Genomic DNA, 16,219 nt, shown 5'->3' on the forward strand with positions numbered 1-16,219 from the left:
TGTGCCGGTCATGGGCGCAACTCCCGAGCATCGACATTTCGCCGGGCCAGCACCCAGTGCCCCCCGCCGAGGTCTGCATGGATTAGGCTGTCAGGGTTACCGTCATCCTTGAACTGTGTCGCCCAAACCTTTTTCGCTGCAGCGCTGGGCTGGCCGATCGCCTCGAAATCCAGGGGACAATCGAGGTTTGGCAGCGGTACCGCCGCCAGAAGCTTCTTTGTATAAGGATGCACTGGGTTGCGCATGATGATCTCGCAGGGCGCGATCTCCACGATCCGTCCGGCATACATCACCGCCACGCGGTCTGCCATGTAGTTCACGACTGCGAGGTTGTGTGAGATGAACAGATAGGTCAGCCCCAGCTCCTTCTTCAGATCCTTCATGAGATTGAGGATCTGCGCCTGGATCGACACATCGAGCGCCGAAACCGGTTCGTCGCAGATGATCAGGTCCGGCCCTAGCGCAAGGGCGCGGGCAATGCCGATGCGCTGGCGCTGGCCGCCGGAAAAGCTGTGCGGATAGCGGGACAATGCGCTGTCCGGCAGGCCGATTGCGTGGATGAGGCGTTGTACCGCCTCCTGTCGCGACTTGGCATCACCGCGCGCATGAATTTCAAGCGGTTCGCTGATGATGCTGCGCACGGGCATGCGAGGCGACAGCGACGAGACCGGATCCTGGAAGACCATCTGGATCCGCGTCCGGAGTTCCTGTAGCGCCTGCCCTTCGGCATTCAGCACGTCAATCGGGCCGTTATCTCCGTTATAGGTCACCGTACCGCTATTGGCGGTCAGCCCACGCATGATGATCTTGCTCATCGTGGTCTTGCCGCAGCCGCTCTCGCCCACGAGCCCTAAGGTCTCGCCACGTTTGATATCGAAGCTGACGTCGTTCACAGCGACCGTGGGTGCGGAGGGCCGTGCACCAAACCCCTGGGAGCGCTTCGGCAGAAACGACTTCGTCACGTTGCGGACGGACAGAATGATGTCGGTCTTGGCTTCCGTCCGCCCCGTGCGCTGCATCAGTCCGGCGGTGTCGACCTTGATCTCTCGAAGCGGCTTCAGGCGTTCATCCCTGGCCATGTTAAAGTCCGGAACAGCCTGCATCAGTCCGCGCGTGTAGGGGTGCTGCGGATTGCGGAAGATGTCTTCCGCCGTTCCGGCTTCCATCACCTGCCCGCGATAGACCACGACCACCTCATCGGCCATGCTGGCGACGACACCGAGATCGTGGGTGATCAGCAGCATGGCCATTCCAAGCTTTGCCTGCGCTTCCCGCAGCAGCTTCAGGATCTGCGCTTGTATGGTGACGTCGAGCGCCGTTGTCGGTTCATCGGCGATCAAAAGCGCCGGACGGCAGATCAGCGCCATGGCGATCATCGCACGCTGGCGCATGCCACCGGAAAGCTCGAATGGATACATGTCGAAGGCACGACCGGGATTTTCAAAGCCGACGCGACCCAGCACGTCTTCGCAACGTTCGCGACGCTCTCCGGGCGAGAGGATGGAGTGGACCCTCAAGACCTCGTCAATCTGGTTGCCGATGGTGTGCATCGGCGAAAAGGAGGTCATCGGCTCCTGGAAGATCATGCCGATGCGGTTTCCGCGAATGGAGCGGATCTTTCGGCCATCATGCGGAAGCGACAGAAGATCCAAGGGCTCATCGCGTTCGGGATCATTGAAGATGATTTGCCCGCTCGTTCGCGCAACCGGGGTTTCGATACCCATGATGGCACGGCCGAGAACCGATTTACCGGAACCGGATTCTCCCACGAGCGCTGTGACCTTGCCGGGCCGAATGCGCATATCAAGGTTTCTGACGGCTTCGATTGTACCGCCCCATAACGGGAAAGAAACACTCAGGTTTTCGACACGGAGCAAGTCTCCACGTTCAGTCATCAATGCATTCCGGGTAGTTCCGCCAGTTCCCCATTAGAAGCGGCTTTCTTTATTTTAGACAAGCGTATCTCACAGGTTGACGTGTGTCCACGTGAAGCACGCGCATTATGCCGTGCTTTTCCTTTCTCGAATTGCAAAAAACGATTGCCGATTGATGACAGATGCATTGTAAGTTCCTGCATTTGCCTCCGTCGGGCAAGACAATGCTCCCTCTGCCGAAGGACCTATTGCGTGCCTCAGGAAAAGCAACCTGCCGTTTCGCTGCGCGAAAGAATAAAGCATCTCCGCCGGCAGATCAGCAGCGGCGCCCTCAAGGGCGTTTCTTCGGAATTGACGCAGATCGAAGCGCAGGCGCGACAATCGGGGGATCATCGTCTCGGGCCAGACACAATCCTTGGCCTGCCCCGAAAACTCCACGCAGCGCATCTCGCTCTTGCCAAGGCAGAGAATGACTCCGTTCGCCGGGCAGGCCTTCAGTATACCCTTGTGCCGCCGCCAGAACTGTTGCGGCCTCTTGTCTCCTTTGACGACGCCGAACGACGGTTGATGATCGAGAAAAGTCGACAGCCGGTCCCAGGCATACTGCACCAGATCTGGATAGGGTCTCTGCCAGTTCCGCCCTCGACAATCCACTGGGCTTCCTATGCCAGCCGGCATGGCTTTCAGTACCGTCTGTGGCGCGAGGAGGATCTCTCGGCGCTAAAGGTGGACAAACATGGCGGCTTCCGCGCCATGATCGAAGAGGGCGACTATCCCGGCGCAGTCGATGTGGCGCGCTACGCCATCCTGCATGAATTCGGTGGCATCTATCTGGATTGCGACTGGTTTCCGGCGCGGGAGGACGTTGCTTTTCAGGATATCCTGCCCCTGGTGGGGCTGTCTGCCCTGCCGGAGGATGTGCCGCGCGACACCGGGATGGGCAGTCTTTTGCTGACCAACTCCTTTATTGCGGCGCCGCCCGGGCATCCGGTGTTCAGACGCATTCTGGATGTCATGCCTGATGTGATGAAGCTGTTGCCGAAAGCCCCTGCCTGGTGGTCGACCGGCCCGCTGCTGATGACCCTTGTGTTCCGCGGCACCAATGTCACCCTACCGGATGAAAGCTTCGTCGCCGCACTTTTGCCGCGTCAGGCACCGTTTGCGGATGTCGAAGCCGCTCGGGAGGCGGCGATCACTTCCGGACGCGGTCTGCTGATCGGCTGGAAGTCATGGTGATTTAAAGCAGCAGCGTTTCCGACCGTTGCCAGCGACATGCAGGGTGATCGGCGGTCAGTGCGAAGAGCCGCTCCAGAAACCACCAAGCCTTTTCGTCATGCACCAGATGGTGCGTGAGCACCCCGATCGCCTTCAATGGATCCGGCTGGCTGATAAGGCCCGCCAGTTCTGCAAAGAGAACATCCGCATCACGGCCGCCCCTCGTGCCATGCCAGTCCATGATATCGAGATGGGTATTGAGTAGCGGAAGCGGTCCGGACTTTTCGCGCCCGAACACGGAAAGTGCCTCATACCCGATTTCCTGAAGCTGCTTCACGACTGTTGGCGCGATCCGGTTCCATGGCGGCACGAGCGTGGGCGTGAAGCGGGTGCCGTGTAGTTCGGCAAGCTTTTGTCGTCCCGCCGCAAGTTCGCGCAGCACCTGATCGAGCGGACGATGCAGGCCAAGCTCCTGCTTCTTCTCCGAAGACGGCGCGTAATTGTGGTGCGACCAGCCGTGGACGGTGACGGTCAGATGGCTTTCCCGGTCAAGGCGCTCCGCCAGCGCCTGCCCGGTATGTTCTGGGATGACAGCCAGTGTCAGCGGCACGGCATGCGTGGCTGTCAACGTCAGCAGCATCTCCAGCGCGTCTGTCGGTTCGACGGCATCGTCGTCCCGCAACCAAAGCGAGACTATCCGGCCATTTCGTTGAGCTTTTTCCAGAGTCGCCAGAAACTGCTGCTCACTCATGGCCGCCTCCAATGCGTGCTTTAAGAATGTCGTTCAGCCGCTTCGATGCCGCCTGAAGGGAGCGATCCTGCAGAACGAAACAGCGTGCGCTTGCCGCCAGCGCATGACGCGACGCCTCGTCTTCCAGCAGGCGAGTGATCGCGGCGGCATAGGCTTCCGTATCTCCCGCTGGCGTCAGAGATCCGCTGATTCCGTCCATTACGACTTCGGGCACACCAGCGACAGCCTCCGCCACCACAGGCACGCCAGCGGCCTGCGCCTCAAGATAGGCAAGGCCATAGGCTTCGCCGTGACCCGGCCAGACATAGAGCCAGCTTTCGGACAAGGCTTTCGCAACCTCCTGTGCCGAAAGCTGTCCCCGCCAGCGCACGCGCTGCGGCGGAAAGCCAGCAAACAGCGCCTCGACCTCGGCGCGCGCAGGACCGTCTCCAACGACAGTCAGCCGCCAATCCGTGTCCGATAGCGTCTCCAGCGCCTTTGCCAGTGCAGCATAGCTGCTTAGCTTGTCGCCCGGTCGCATCATCGCGACCGTTACCAATTCACCCGCCTTCGGCTCTGGTTTTATCAAATAGAACTCTTCCGTCGCGATGAAAGGATCAAGCCGTTCCAGCTGGGCCGAAGGAACGGCCTCCGCCAGTCCCCGGCGGTCGCGCTCGGTAAGGCATAGATTGACGACGGCAAGTTCAGCACCGTCAGCGACCAGAGCCTGCGATGCGGCCCACTCCCCCTGGTTTCGGCGATACGAATAGGAGCTTTCTGCCGTGACATAGGGAACACCAAATTCCCGGCAGAGTGCAGGTCCCAAAAGATCTGGCGCCTTGTAATAGGGGTGATAGCAGAACCAGAGATCCGGCTTGCCCTGCGATGCCCAGTCTCGGCGCAAACGATTGATCTCAGGTGCCGCCTGCTGCTGACGCTCATTGAGACTGATATCGGCGCTACCGGCAAAGGCTCGGAATTCCGAGGCAAGTGTCACCTGGTGCCCGCCCATTTCCAGCGCTCGAAAAAACAGGCGCGCCATCAATCGGTCCCCGGAAGGGACAGGATGACGCGGTGACTTCAACGGCGCGTAGAATGCGATCTTCATGGGGCGAGATAGAAGACAAGGCGGCGGAGATAGCAAGCCCGCAGTCCATTTGTCCTATAAAGTCTACGCGACATGGTGAGCATTTGTGAGAGGATCTCGATCTGCCCTTGGCTTGACAGCAGCCTTCAACAACCTCAACTGATGCACTTCCTTCCGCTGATTTGGAACATGCTTCCCGTGACCACGCTCACTTCCACCCACACTGAACTTCTTGCCGCCATCCAGTCGAAACGTGCCAAAGCCGGCGTCATCGGCCTCGGTTACGTTGGATTGCCTCTGGCGATCAGCATGGCGCGTGCGGGCTTTACCGTTTTCGGCTTCGACATCGATCCCGAAAAGATTACCATGATCGAGGGCCATCAGAGCTATATCGAGGCGGTGCCGCATGCGATTCTGGGCGAGGAGGTGTTGGCGGGACGTTTTTCCGCGACCTGCGATTTCTCGCGCCTGGCCGAATGCGACGTGATCGCAATCTGCGTGCCGACGCCACTGACCCGCTACCGTGACCCGGACCTCACCTATGTGGAAAACACATGCCGGGATATCGCGAAAACGCTGCGGCCGGGCCAGTTGATCGTTCTCGAATCGACCACCTATCCCGGCACGACCGACGAGATCATGCGGCCGATCCTGGAGAAGACCGGCCTGAAATCAGGTCAGGATTTCTTCCTTGGCTATTCGCCCGAGCGCGAAGACCCCGGCAACAGGGATTTCCAGACCTCCACCATCCCCAAAGTCGTGGCAGGCGATGGCGATCAGGCTTCGGAACTGATGCAGGCCTTCTACGGACAGGTGGTGCAGACGATCGTACCCGTTTCCGGCACCCGCACCGCTGAAGCCGTGAAGCTGACGGAGAACATCTTCCGCGCCGTCAACATCGCGCTCGTGAACGAACTGAAGCTTGTCTATGACGCCATGGGCATTGATGTCTGGGAGGTGATCGATGCAGCGAAGACGAAACCCTTCGGCTACATGCCCTTCTATCCGGGACCAGGTCTTGGCGGTCACTGCATTCCGATCGATCCTTTCTATCTCACCTGGAAGTCGCGGGAGTTCGAGCAGCCGACTCGCTTCATCGAACTGGCCGGCGAGATCAACACGGCCATGCCGCGCCATGTGGTGGAGAAGCTGGCGGAAGCGCTGGACCGCCGCCTCGGCAAGGCACTCAGCCGCTCGCGCGTGCTGATCATCGGGCTAGCCTACAAGAAGAACGTGCCGGATATTCGCGAAAGCCCTTCATTGCGGCTGCTGGAACTCCTGCTCGAACGGGGCGCGGATGCGGCCTATCATGACCCATTCATTACCGAGATTCCGAAGACGCGCGAATACGGTCACCTAAAAGGGCGTCACTCCGAGCCGCTTGATCCGGTGACCGTCGCCGCCTTTGATGCGGTCGTGATCGCAACGGACCACGACGCCATCGACTACGCGGGGCTGGAGCGGGATGCTCCTCTTATCGTCGATACGCGCAATGTCTTTGCTCGCCGCCAGATCGCCAGCGACAAGGTGGTGAAGGCATGAGACCTAATTTCTTGAAGGATGGAAGTGCATGAGCCGCCTGGACAGCTTCATCAACCGCATGAGCGCGCAGCGCGACCTGCTGAACCACGTTCGGGACGCGGCGCTTCTGCCCTCCAGTGGTATGGTTTTCGAAATCGGGCTTGGCAATGGCCGCACCTTCAGTCATTTGCGGGAATTGTTTCCGGACCGGCGCATCATCGCCTTTGACCGAAAGCTTGCCTCACACGCATCAGCAACACCGGAACATCAGGATTTCATCGAGGGTGAAATTCACGAAACCGGCCAGCGTTTTCTGGGCAGTGAAGCGGCCCTCGTGCATGCGGATATTGGCACAGGATATCCCGACAAAGATGCGATCACATTGACCTGGCTGCCGCAACTGACCGCAGGCCTGCTGCAAAAGGGAGGGATTGCGGTTAGCGGCCTACCGCTCGAGCACGCGAATCTGGAGGCGCTGCCGCTGGTATCGACCATTCAATCAGGCCGATATTTTATCTATCGGCGGCGCTGAAAAGCAGCCCCGCAGTTACTGCTGTTCTAGCGCCTCTTCACGCACTTCCTTCGGCGAGCGGCCAAAGCGCCGGCGGAATGCGCGGAAGAAAGATGGATAGTCCTGAAAGCCGCAGGCGCGTGCAATCTGCTCGATCGGCCGTCGATCGGCCTTGTCGCACAGCATGGCCTTGACCCTGTTCAGGCGCGTATCACGTATAGCAGCGTTGACACCGCCCATTTCTTGAAAGATTTCGTAGAGGCGCGTCCGCGAAATCCCGAGTGCGGTCTTGATCATGATCGCATCGAGGCGTGGATCGAAGAGGTGGTCATCAATGTAACGCTGTGCGAGCGCCAGCATGGCGGCTGAAGACGGTTCCGCCTTGTCCAGCATGCTCATTGCCCCAGCAGTTTTGATGAGACTGGACAACAGATGCAGCAAGCCATCCAGCCCCAAGGTCGCTTCCGCACTCGTCATTTCCGGAACCCGCTGCACGTAGGAAACCATATAGTCGGAAAACATTGCAACGAGAGGCGCCTGTTTCGAAAGGCAAAGACCGGCGAGCCTATCCACGCGACCGACACGGGCTTCAAAGTAGCTACGATCCACATGCAGACGCAGCTCCCGATAGCTGTTATGAATATCGTATGTCTGCGGCGATCCCAGGTCGCCAATGTAGATATCGCCCGGTATACCGGTGTTTTCCCGACCTGATTGGTGGATCACCCCTCCGCCGGTCAGCAATGTACCGATAACGGCCATATCCTTGTCATCGCGCGCAACATGGCGGCGATGCCTCTCAAGCAGAAACGGCGAGCTTGTGGTGTCCATTGCTGCGCAATGAGTCCACACAGACAATGAGCGTTCCGAAAAGAAAGCGCCAATATCGTTCTTCGGCGACATTTGGCCGCCCGTTAGGATTGTGTCATGCCAGTATTCAAACCTTTTGGCAGGCGATATATGGGCCGTACTCTGCTTTACTGTCAGTACCATTGGTCACAACACCTGCGCGCAAGTAGTTGATACGCTTTCAACAATAGTACCGACGCCCCGGACGAAGCGCAATCGGATGCGGACGGTGAGACATGGCAAACATTTTGCTAATTCAATATTTCTCCTCGCTCCAAAGCAGAGGAAACGACATTGAAGAAACTTCTCTTTACCGCAAGCGGGCGTATCAACCGTGCAACTTTTTGGAAGGGTTTCCTTCTGGTGATTGGGGTTACGTTGGTCGCCGGTGCTGCGGTTTTTGGCTATGCTTCAGCCATGGCGCCGGCAGGCACGGGTGATGAACCCATTCAGCTCGAAGGCGCAGCAGCAGTACCAATGGTGATCGGTATGTTTGCGATCATCGCGTTCAATATTGTCGCTGGCTTGTGCCTTGCCATAAAGCGACTCCATGATCGCAACAAGTCTGGATGGTGGATGCTAATCCAGTTCATCCCGCTGATCGGGTCGATCTGGTATTTTATCGAAGTGGGTTTTTTGGCTGGCACGAAAGGTGAAAATCGCTTCGGCGCTGACCCACTCGCCCTCTAACGATAAGAAATAACAACGTGTCAGAATTCTCGCTTTACGAGCATTGCCATCTGCATCTAAAGTAGCTGAAATCGATATGCTACCAGCCCGGTGCTAAGACACATTAACTGCCAAGGTGCGACAACCTGTCGCACCTTTTTCCAGTGGTTTGCATCAGATCACGCCGAGACAGGATTGTCTGTTTCATCAAACAAGCAAGGACAGCTTACCAACTACAAACAAAAAAAGCGGCACTTCGCTGGAGCCGCTTCTCTGCATCCGAGCTAAAATGGTCAATCTTAAAAAGCTTCAGCAGGTTGCCTAACAGGTGTTGATTCGACACGAGCTGTCGTACCGCGAAGGGTTTCCGCAAGCGCCCGGCTGATCTCAAAGCTGATACGTGGATTGTCCGAGATCACCTTGAAGAAGCAGTCCTTGGCGATGCGGAGGGCTTCGACTTCCGTTACCGCACGAACAGTCATCGCGCGCGGCGCATCACACAACAGGCACATCTCGCCGATAATGGAATTGGATCCAGCCTCACCGGCCTTCATCTCATTTCCGCCTGAATTTACAAGCAGATCAGCGTTGCCACGCAGGATGACAAAGGCAGCGTCGCTTAAGTCGCCCTGCCGGAAAATATCCTCTCCGGGATTATAGCAAACGCGTTCAGAGGCAAAGGCCATCAGCTTCAGCTTGCAGGGGTCAACCCGGCTGAAATATGGGACTTTCCTCAGCAGTTGTACTTCGTCATTGAGCAACATGGTTATCACCATCTCCTCGAGGGCATGGCGGCCTGAACTCACGCCACCAGCGACTTGAAGATACCACTTTCCTTATCCAGAGTCTCGAACGTTCCGTCCTCAGCCACACGGCCGTGGTCGAATACGATCACTCTATGAAACATTCGTGACAACGAAGTGTTCGAGAGCACCCAGACAATAGTTGGATCATTGTCCTGCTCGCGCAGGAAATCAAGCACTGCCTTTACAATTTCTTCCTGTACGCGTCGATCCAATCCCGGCAACGGGCGGTTGAGGATATAAAAATCAGACCGACGGACAAGGGCGCGCGCAAGACTGAGCTTGTGCCTTTGCGCAAGTGTTAACCGGCGGCCGCCCGATCCGATATCGAAACTGAGGCCGAGAGCGATGAAGCTCTCATAAAGCCCCTTTTCATGCATCACGCGCGCCGCATGCGTACGCACCTTTGTCAAAGCATCCGGGCTACGATGCGACAGTTTGCCGAACAGAACGTTCTCGCGCAGCGTCGCCGCCGCCATATAGCGATGAGGATCGTAGCGTTCAACACTGTCACGCAAATGGGCCGGCAGGTTGGTATAAAACAGGTCGCGGGCTGCGACCACCTTGTCCATGATATCCCGCGTGAGGACACCAAAACGATAGCGTGGTTCGATGTAGAAGAGACTGAGACGCAGAATGGAACGCCTCTCCTCCTCTGTGATCTGCGCCTTGCCCTTGGCCTGCTTTCGCTTCTGCAGGAATTGCTGGTAGCCGGCGATATCCTCTGCCGTCAGGTTCTGCAATTGCTGGAAAAACGGATGGTCTGGCGGCAGATCGGCAAAGATTTCTACCAGGTTTTCCGCAATCGTCAGCCCCATCTCGTAGAGCAGGTCATAGAGCTTTGCGATGCGCAGGATCTCGAAGACATAGTCGTGCTCGATAAATTCACGCTCAGCTTCGGGTGACTTGCCGGTGGCGGCGAAAATCAGGTTTTCACCGACAGTTGCCTCCACATTGTAACTATGTGGATCAAAGTGAGCGACGATGTTGGCCAGCCCCTGCTTGCGAAGCTCCTCCCGAAGTGCATGTCGCATCTCGACGACCCGCTCCGCGAGGGTGGGATTCTCCTCCGGATCCAGATGAGAATGCAGCGCAAGCTCCATGATATCGGATGTGAGTTGCACGGCATCCAGCGCCCTCAGGACCGATTGCTTGAGGTCATCGCTAAATCCCCGCAGGACGGAGGTCGTGTGACGGTCGATCCAGTCTGCATTGAGGTCATAGCTGCAGTTCTCGGCCATTTCAGCCTCATACACCTCCCACCGCCGCGCCGTTGCATCCTTGCCGGAATAGCTCACGGTGCTCATCGGGGCATGCTTCAAGCCGTAGAGCAGATTGTCTTTCAAGCTGCCGTGGAAGAAGTAGCTGTCTGCCGACACATAGGAAATCTGCCGGCCGGTTACAGCTTCCGGCAGCTCAAGAATATCAACTTCGCCTAGCGTGATTTTTCCGGATGCCGGCCAGATGACCCGCCCAATGGCAGCCGCGAATGCTTCAGCACCACCACCACTGTTGTCAATTACGGCAATCGTTTCGCCGCGGTCGATCTTGATCGAAACATTCTCCACCACACGGGCACCGCTGCCCTCCACGATCGAGAGATTGACGGCGCAAAGAGGCCCGCTGACCGGTTCCGTTACCGTCGTCGTCAAAGCATGCAGCTTCGGATCTACAATCTGTGGCGGATCGAATTGTTCGAGCACCTGCTCGTATTTCACCTGCACATCCTGGCGCGCCTGATCCCAGTCGATCAACTCCTTCAGCGGACCCGGCAGATCCTTATAAGCATTGATGACAGCAACCAGCTGACCAATGTCGAGGCTGCCACGAAGGGCGAAATAGCCCCCAATCGAGTAGAACAGGAAAGGCGTGAGCTGCGAGAGGAAATTGTTTGTAAATTTGACGAGGAACTTCCAGCGATAAAGATCATAGCGGATCTTGTAGATCTGGCCCAGACGGTGAGCGATATCGGCGCGCTCGAAATTGGATGTGTCATAGGCGTGGATCGTATCGATGCCTTCTACGATCTCGCCCACCTTGCCCGCCAGATGACGGGCGGTGATCTGGCGCTGGCGTCCAAGTTCGATCAACCGCCGCCGCATCTTTGGAATGATCCCCACCTGGATCGCTACCATCACGGCGGCAATCAGACCGAGCCAGAGGTTCTGCAGCAGAATGAAGAACAGGGCGGCCGCCGCCTGTCCGCCCAGCATGGTGGGCTGCACGAAGGCATCGCCGGTAAAGCCGCCGAACGGCTCCACCTCATCCTTGACCATGGTGGAGATTTCAGCGGCGTGGATCTGCTTCAGCGTCGCCGGCGGGAAGCGCAGGACGCGGTCTACAAGTTCGAATCGAATGCGGCGAAGAAGCCGTTCCCCCAGCCGCCCCTTGTAGGTGTTGATGTAGAACTTGAAGAGACCATTGATGATGACCAGCAGCAGGAACACCCCACTGAGGGCCATCAGCATCGACATGCGATCAAGCTGGAAGCCAGGAAACGAGATAGCCCAACCTGTGAGTGGCAGATCGTAGTGAAAATGCAGAAAGGCTTCGCGCGCATCGGGCGATTCGAAACCTTCACCCTGGATTGGCCCATTAATGATCTGCTTAGGCAGGTCAAACGCCATGAAATACGGTACCATCGACAGGAGCACGATGGCCAGGATCCACACCTGCTGCTGGCGCGTGTGGTTCCAGATGTAGCGAAGAAGGTTCTTTTCCATCTGTGGCGTTCGTTGATGTCCTGGCGGCCCGCTCTTTTCGAGAATGGCTTTTCAGGGCCACGGGAGATCGATGATATAGGCTTTCTTTACTTCATCGCCAATGAGCGGAAGCGAAGGGCGCCGAAAGTGCTGATTCTTTTATCATCGGAAAGTCACATTTGCTTCATCAATTTGCATTGCAGCATATCCAGGGGCCGTGCGGGAGGGCATTTCCGGCCTTATGTGCGCATTGTGCGCCGCTCAGACGTCCATGATTTTCGCTTCCGTCGGCGATCGCGCGCTCGACGCGCACTGCCCATGCAATAGGCACAAATCCTGCTTGCACAAATTTGTTGACAGCGGCTAACAGGGTCGCTCTATTTGTATAGTCAAAAGAGGCCACCAACGGCCCGTAAGGGAACAGTCTGCGGGGCAACGAGACGGGAGCTACTATCGTGAAGAAGACAACATTTCTGAAGGCTGCACTGGGTGCGGCCATGCTTTTCTCTGCAAGTCTTTCCGCCCATGCGGAAGACGTACTGGCCAAGGTGAAGGCGGCGGGCACGCTCAAGGTCGGCACCGAGACCGCCTTCGCTCCATTTGACTACATCGATGCTGGCGAACATGCCGGTCTCAATGTCGATCTCTTCGCCGAAATCGGCAAGGAACTTGGCGTGAAGATCGAGTGGGTTGCCCTGCCCTGGGAAGGCGTCCTGCCCGGCCTCGAAGCGGGCAAGTTTGATGTTGTTGCCGGCCCGGCCACCATCACCAAGGCGCGCCTCGAGCGCTATCGCTTCACGGTTCCGATCGCCGAAGCAACTGTTGCCATCCTCAAGAAGGCAGGCGCTCCGATCAGCAAGCCGGAAGACATCGCCGGCAAGGCTGTTGGCGTCGGCAAGGCCACTGCGCAGTTGGCTCAGTTGACCGAATTCTCGGCCACGCTGCCGACCAAGGTGGATATCCGTGAATATCCGGCCTTCAATGACGCCTATGCCGATATGGCGGCTGGCCGTATCGTCGCGGTCGCAAACTCGCTGCCGAACATCGCTTTCGTGGCAAAGCAGCGAAATGGCGCGTTTGAAGTCGTGCTGCCGCCCTTCGGCAAGAAGACCTATTTCGGCTTCATCGGCACAAAGGACGCCGACCATGCTAGCCTAGTCGACGCCATCGACGCCGCTCTGCTGAAGATGAAGGCTGATGGCCGCATGGCAAAGCTGCAGGAAAAGTGGTTCGGCCAAAAGTTCGACACGCCGGACGCCGTCAAAGACCCCGCGTTCTGATCGTAACGCAACCGGCAGCGCTGCATGCGGTGGCTGCCGGTTCTCTCCTTCTGCCCGCCTTGAGATCAGGCGATTGCGGCGAGTTCGGACGGACGCATGTCATTCAAGCTCTTTTTCCTTCTGCTGAAGGCCGCCGGCTGGACGCTGAGCATCAGCCTCGTGTCGATCCTGCTTGGCTTCGCCTTGGCGATCGGCCTTTCGGCGGTGCTGCTGTCCAGCAAACGTCTTTACCGGGCGCCTGCCGAACTCTTCATCAGCTTTTTTCGTGGCGTGCCTCTGCTCGTCCAATTGCTGTTTATCTACAACCTCTTGCCCTTCATCGGGCTGAACGTGCCGAGCGTCGTCGCCGCCATCATCGGACTGACCCTCTGCACGGCCGCCTATCAGGCGGAAAACCTCCGCGGTGGTTTTGAGAGTGTGCCGCGCGGCCTGATCGAGGCTGCCGATATGGCAGGCTTTTCCGTGCGCCAGATTTTCCTGCGCATCAAGGTGCCGATCGCGATGCGCCTGACGTTCCCGGCATTGGTGAATGAGGCGATCATGATCCTGAAGTCATCGTCGCTGGTGTCTGTGGTCGGCATCGTGGAAGTGACGAAGATGGCGCAGGACCTAGCGTCCTCGACCTACCTGCCCATTGAACTCTTCTCATCTGCCGCCCTGATCTATCTCGTCATCTGCTGGAGCATCGCGCTGATCGGCCGTTACACCGAGCGCGCGCTGCCGGGAGGCGTGAAATGATCTTCGATCCGAACGTCATCCTGAAGCACCTGCCCGAGATCATCCAGGGTACAGGCGTCACGCTCGCCCTCTGGATCGCAGGCATGGCATTTGGCATTGCTCTGGGCTTTTTGGTCGCAACCACACGGCGCTACGGCGGCAAGGCAACCAATGTCGTGCTGGCCATCCCTGTTGAAATCCTGCGCGGTACGCCCTTCCTGGTGCAGATCTTTCTGGTCTATTACGGCGGTCCATTTGCCGGCCTTTCCCTCGGCCCGATCCCTTGTGGGCTGATCTGCCTCACCGTCTATTCGGCTGCCTATTATTCGGAAGTGTTCCGCGCCGGCTTTGCGGCTGTCCCGCATGGTCATGTGGAAGCAGCGGAATGCCTGGGGCTTTCGCGGGTCCAGATCATCCGTCGGATTCTCCTGCCCGAGATGGCGCTGATCGTGCTGCCGCCTTCGGTGAACCTCGCCGTCATCCTTCTGAAGGAATCGGCCGTTCTTTCGATCATCACCGTGCCGGAACTCACCACGACCATCAGCGCCATCGGCTCTCAAGAATACGCCTTCCTGGAAGCGATTTTCCTGCTCGCCGTCATTTATTGGGCCATTGTCGAAGCATCCGCAAAGCTGGGCCGGATCGCCGAGGCCCGTCTTTCCACCTTCAGGTTTTCTGCGCCATGACCCTTCCCGCCATCAACGTCAAGAAACTGGTCAAACGCTTCGGTACGGCAACCGTGCTGCAGGATATCGACCTGGAAGTGCCTGAGGGAAAGGTATCCTGCCTGATTGGCCCATCCGGCTCGGGCAAGAGCACGCTGTTGCGTTGTATGGCCTTTCTGGAAGAATCCAGCGAGGGCATGATCACCGTCAATGGCGAGGCATTGGGTTTCTTCGAAAACGCGAGGGGCGAGCGCGAGCGGCTGCCGGCCGCCCAGATCCGCGCGGTGCGTTCGCAGATCGGCATGGTGTTCCAGCAGTTCAATCTGTGGCCGCATATGACGGCGCTTGGCAACGTGTCCGAAGCGCTGAAGACGGTACACAAGGTGCCGAAGACGGAAGCCGAAGACCGCGCTATGGCGCAATTGAAAAAGGTGGGCCTGGAAAACAGGGCAAACCACTATCCTTCGCAGCTTTCTGGCGGCCAGCAGCAGCGTGTCGCGATTGCGCGTGCACTCACTCTTTCCCCCAAGATCATGCTGTTCGATGAGCCGACGTCCGCACTCGACCCGGAGTTGACGGGTGAAGTGTTGAACGTCATGCGCGATCTGGCAGCCGAAGGCATGACCATGGTCGTCGTCAGCCACGAGATCGGCTTTGCGGCAACTGTCGGCAACCAGATCAGTTTCCTCGATCAGGGCAGGCTGCTGTTTACCGGCGCGCCGGCAGATGTTTTTGCGAAGCCACGCCACCCCCGCCTTGAACAGTTCCTCGATACCTATCTCGATCGAGGCGCATCCATGCTCGTCTGATGGCGTGAGGAAGGAGGAGGCATGGCCACGATGAATATTCGACCGGAAGTGTCCCTTTCTCTTCACCAGCGCATCCTGAAGGATATTGAGGACAACATCCTCACGGGTCGCTGGCCGCCCGGTTACAAGATTCCATCCGAACAGGCGCTCACCGAACAATATGCCTGCTCCCGCATGACGGTGAACAAGGTTGTGACGCAGCTGGCGCGGGCAGGACTCGTACTTCGGCGGCGCAAGACCGGCAGCATTGTGATGCCGCAGAACTCCCAGAGCGCGATCCTCGAAATCTACGACATCAGGCATGAGGTGGAAGCGCTCGGGCTCGATTACCATTTCGATATCCAGGATCGAACCGTGCGTTCGCCGACCAAAGCGGAGCAGGACGCGCTATCGCTCTCGTCGAGGCGTCGCCTGCTGCAACTCTCCTGCCTGCATTACGCCGGGGGCGAGCCCTTTTGCCTGGAAGAGCGGCTGATAAACCTGTCGGTGGTGCCGCAGGCAGAAAGTGAAAGCTTCCGGGAGCTTGCGCCCGGTCCGTGGCTGTTGCAGCACGTTCCCTGGAATGCGGCGGAACATCGTATTGCGGCGGAGGCGGCGGATGATGCCACTTCGAAGTATCTTTCGGTGCCTAAAGGCGCCCCGGTCCTGCTGGTGGAGCGCCAGACATGGCGCCTCGACGAAACCGTCACCCGCGTCCGCCTCACTTATCCCGGCGCGCAGCACGCTCTGACGGCGCGGTTTACGCCCACCCAATCCCTCAATCCCCTCGGCATGTAATCCACCTGGA

At 58.1% G+C, this 16,219-nt stretch carries 15 protein-coding genes; 9 read left to right on the forward strand and 6 right to left on the reverse strand.

Annotated elements, in window-relative coordinates; all coding sequences use genetic code 11:
• Nucleotides 1-8: 8 nt before the first annotated feature.
• Entirely contained in the window at nucleotides 9-1,895 is a 1,887-nt protein-coding gene (locus Q2T52_RS12580) for an ABC transporter ATP-binding protein (RefSeq protein ID WP_302077081.1), read from the reverse strand.
• A gap of 231 nt (nucleotides 1,896-2,126) precedes the next feature.
• On the opposite strand from Q2T52_RS12580, the gene Q2T52_RS12585 reads away from it, so the two are divergent.
• Entirely contained in the window at nucleotides 2,127-3,110 is a 984-nt protein-coding gene (locus Q2T52_RS12585; RefSeq protein ID WP_302077082.1) for a glycosyltransferase family 32 protein, read from the forward strand.
• A gap of 1 nt (nucleotide 3,111) precedes the next feature.
• Here Q2T52_RS12585 and Q2T52_RS12590 read toward each other — a convergent pair whose 3' ends face one another.
• Both Q2T52_RS12590 and Q2T52_RS12595 read right to left on the reverse strand, forming a co-directional pair.
• Nucleotides 3,112-3,840: a polysaccharide deacetylase family protein gene (locus tag Q2T52_RS12590; protein ID WP_302077083.1), complete on the reverse strand. Its 729-nt coding sequence runs from the start codon at nucleotides 3,838-3,840 to the stop codon at nucleotides 3,112-3,114.
• Entirely contained in the window at nucleotides 3,833-4,861 is a 1,029-nt protein-coding gene (locus Q2T52_RS12595) for a glycosyltransferase family 4 protein (RefSeq protein ID WP_367187307.1), read from the reverse strand. The genes Q2T52_RS12590 and Q2T52_RS12595 overlap by 8 nt, the downstream gene beginning before the upstream one ends.
• Before the next feature lie 234 nt (nucleotides 4,862-5,095).
• On the opposite strand from Q2T52_RS12595, the gene Q2T52_RS12600 reads away from it, so the two are divergent.
• Together Q2T52_RS12600 and Q2T52_RS12605 are read left to right on the forward strand one after the other, a co-directional pair.
• Complete coding sequence (locus Q2T52_RS12600; protein WP_302077085.1) at nucleotides 5,096-6,448, forward strand: nucleotide sugar dehydrogenase; 1,353 nt, start codon at nucleotides 5,096-5,098, stop codon at nucleotides 6,446-6,448.
• 28 nt (nucleotides 6,449-6,476) lie between these two features.
• Nucleotides 6,477-6,959, forward strand: a complete 483-nt coding sequence (locus tag Q2T52_RS12605) for a class I SAM-dependent methyltransferase (protein WP_302077086.1) — start codon at nucleotides 6,477-6,479, stop codon at nucleotides 6,957-6,959.
• 15 nt (nucleotides 6,960-6,974) lie between these two features.
• Here Q2T52_RS12605 and Q2T52_RS12610 read toward each other — a convergent pair whose 3' ends face one another.
• Nucleotides 6,975-7,769, reverse strand: coding sequence for a helix-turn-helix domain-containing protein (locus Q2T52_RS12610; RefSeq protein WP_302077087.1), 795 nt, complete (start codon nucleotides 7,767-7,769; stop codon nucleotides 6,975-6,977).
• Between the two features lie 312 nt (nucleotides 7,770-8,081).
• Between Q2T52_RS12610 and Q2T52_RS12615 the strand changes: the two genes are divergently transcribed.
• Nucleotides 8,082-8,477, forward strand: coding sequence for a DUF805 domain-containing protein (locus Q2T52_RS12615; RefSeq protein WP_302077088.1), 396 nt, complete (start codon nucleotides 8,082-8,084; stop codon nucleotides 8,475-8,477).
• 278 nt (nucleotides 8,478-8,755) lie between these two features.
• On the opposite strand, the gene Q2T52_RS12620 is transcribed toward Q2T52_RS12615, so the two are convergent.
• Together Q2T52_RS12620 and Q2T52_RS12625 are read right to left on the reverse strand one after the other, a co-directional pair.
• On the reverse strand, nucleotides 8,756-9,220 hold the full coding sequence (locus Q2T52_RS12620) for a cyclic nucleotide-binding domain-containing protein (protein ID WP_302077089.1): 465 nt from the start codon (nucleotides 9,218-9,220) through the stop codon (nucleotides 8,756-8,758).
• 38 nt (nucleotides 9,221-9,258) lie between these two features.
• Entirely contained in the window at nucleotides 9,259-11,982 is a 2,724-nt protein-coding gene (locus Q2T52_RS12625; RefSeq protein WP_302077090.1) for an ABC transporter transmembrane domain-containing protein, read from the reverse strand.
• Between the two features lie 476 nt (nucleotides 11,983-12,458).
• On the opposite strand from Q2T52_RS12625, the gene Q2T52_RS12630 reads away from it, so the two are divergent.
• The 5 genes from Q2T52_RS12630 to hutC all read left to right on the forward strand — a co-directional run bounded on the left by Q2T52_RS12630 (nucleotide 12,459) and on the right by hutC (nucleotide 16,209).
• Entirely contained in the window at nucleotides 12,459-13,241 is a 783-nt protein-coding gene (locus tag Q2T52_RS12630) for a transporter substrate-binding domain-containing protein (RefSeq protein ID WP_436799536.1), read from the forward strand.
• 96 nt (nucleotides 13,242-13,337) lie between these two features.
• Nucleotides 13,338-13,979, forward strand: a complete 642-nt coding sequence (locus tag Q2T52_RS12635) for an amino acid ABC transporter permease (protein WP_302077092.1) — start codon at nucleotides 13,338-13,340, stop codon at nucleotides 13,977-13,979.
• Nucleotides 13,976-14,644, forward strand: coding sequence for an amino acid ABC transporter permease (locus tag Q2T52_RS12640; protein ID WP_302077093.1), 669 nt, complete (start codon nucleotides 13,976-13,978; stop codon nucleotides 14,642-14,644). The genes Q2T52_RS12635 and Q2T52_RS12640 overlap by 4 nt, the downstream gene beginning before the upstream one ends.
• On the forward strand, nucleotides 14,641-15,432 hold the full coding sequence (locus tag Q2T52_RS12645; protein ID WP_302077094.1) for an amino acid ABC transporter ATP-binding protein: 792 nt from the start codon (nucleotides 14,641-14,643) through the stop codon (nucleotides 15,430-15,432). The genes Q2T52_RS12640 and Q2T52_RS12645 overlap by 4 nt, the downstream gene beginning before the upstream one ends.
• 21 nt (nucleotides 15,433-15,453) lie before the next feature.
• Nucleotides 15,454-16,209, forward strand: coding sequence for a histidine utilization transcriptional repressor HutC (gene hutC, locus Q2T52_RS12650; protein ID WP_302077095.1), 756 nt, complete (start codon nucleotides 15,454-15,456; stop codon nucleotides 16,207-16,209).
• Nucleotides 16,210-16,219 lie beyond the last annotated feature (10 nt).

Origin of the sequence: Rhizobium oryzicola (assembly GCF_030504645.1) — a bacterium.
GTDB lineage: Bacteria > Pseudomonadota > Alphaproteobacteria > Rhizobiales > Rhizobiaceae > Neorhizobium > Neorhizobium oryzicola.

Excerpts from the sequence above, each read along its gene's own strand:
- Q2T52_RS12580 (WP_302077081.1), bottom strand. The coding sequence starts at position 1,895 with ATGACTGAACGTGGAGACTTGCTCCGTGTCGAAAACCTGAGTGTTTCT.
- Q2T52_RS12590 (WP_302077083.1), bottom strand. The coding sequence starts at position 3,840 with ATGAGTGAGCAGCAGTTTCTGGCGACTCTGGAAAAAGCTCAACGAAAT.
- Q2T52_RS12595 (WP_367187307.1), bottom strand. The coding sequence starts at position 4,861 with ATGGCGCGCCTGTTTTTTCGAGCGCTGGAAATGGGCGGGCACCAGGTG.
- Q2T52_RS12600 (WP_302077085.1), top strand. The coding sequence starts at position 5,096 with ATGCTTCCCGTGACCACGCTCACTTCCACCCACACTGAACTTCTTGCC.
- Q2T52_RS12605 (WP_302077086.1), top strand. The coding sequence starts at position 6,477 with ATGAGCCGCCTGGACAGCTTCATCAACCGCATGAGCGCGCAGCGCGAC.
- Q2T52_RS12610 (WP_302077087.1), bottom strand. The coding sequence starts at position 7,769 with ATGGACACCACAAGCTCGCCGTTTCTGCTTGAGAGGCATCGCCGCCAT.
- Q2T52_RS12620 (WP_302077089.1), bottom strand. The coding sequence starts at position 9,220 with ATGTTGCTCAATGACGAAGTACAACTGCTGAGGAAAGTCCCATATTTC.
- Q2T52_RS12625 (WP_302077090.1), bottom strand. The coding sequence starts at position 11,982 with ATGGAAAAGAACCTTCTTCGCTACATCTGGAACCACACGCGCCAGCAG.
- Q2T52_RS12630 (WP_436799536.1), top strand. The coding sequence starts at position 12,459 with ATGCTTTTCTCTGCAAGTCTTTCCGCCCATGCGGAAGACGTACTGGCC.
- Q2T52_RS12635 (WP_302077092.1), top strand. The coding sequence starts at position 13,338 with ATGTCATTCAAGCTCTTTTTCCTTCTGCTGAAGGCCGCCGGCTGGACG.
- Q2T52_RS12640 (WP_302077093.1), top strand. The coding sequence starts at position 13,976 with ATGATCTTCGATCCGAACGTCATCCTGAAGCACCTGCCCGAGATCATC.
- Q2T52_RS12645 (WP_302077094.1), top strand. The coding sequence starts at position 14,641 with ATGACCCTTCCCGCCATCAACGTCAAGAAACTGGTCAAACGCTTCGGT.
- hutC (WP_302077095.1), top strand. The coding sequence starts at position 15,454 with ATGGCCACGATGAATATTCGACCGGAAGTGTCCCTTTCTCTTCACCAG.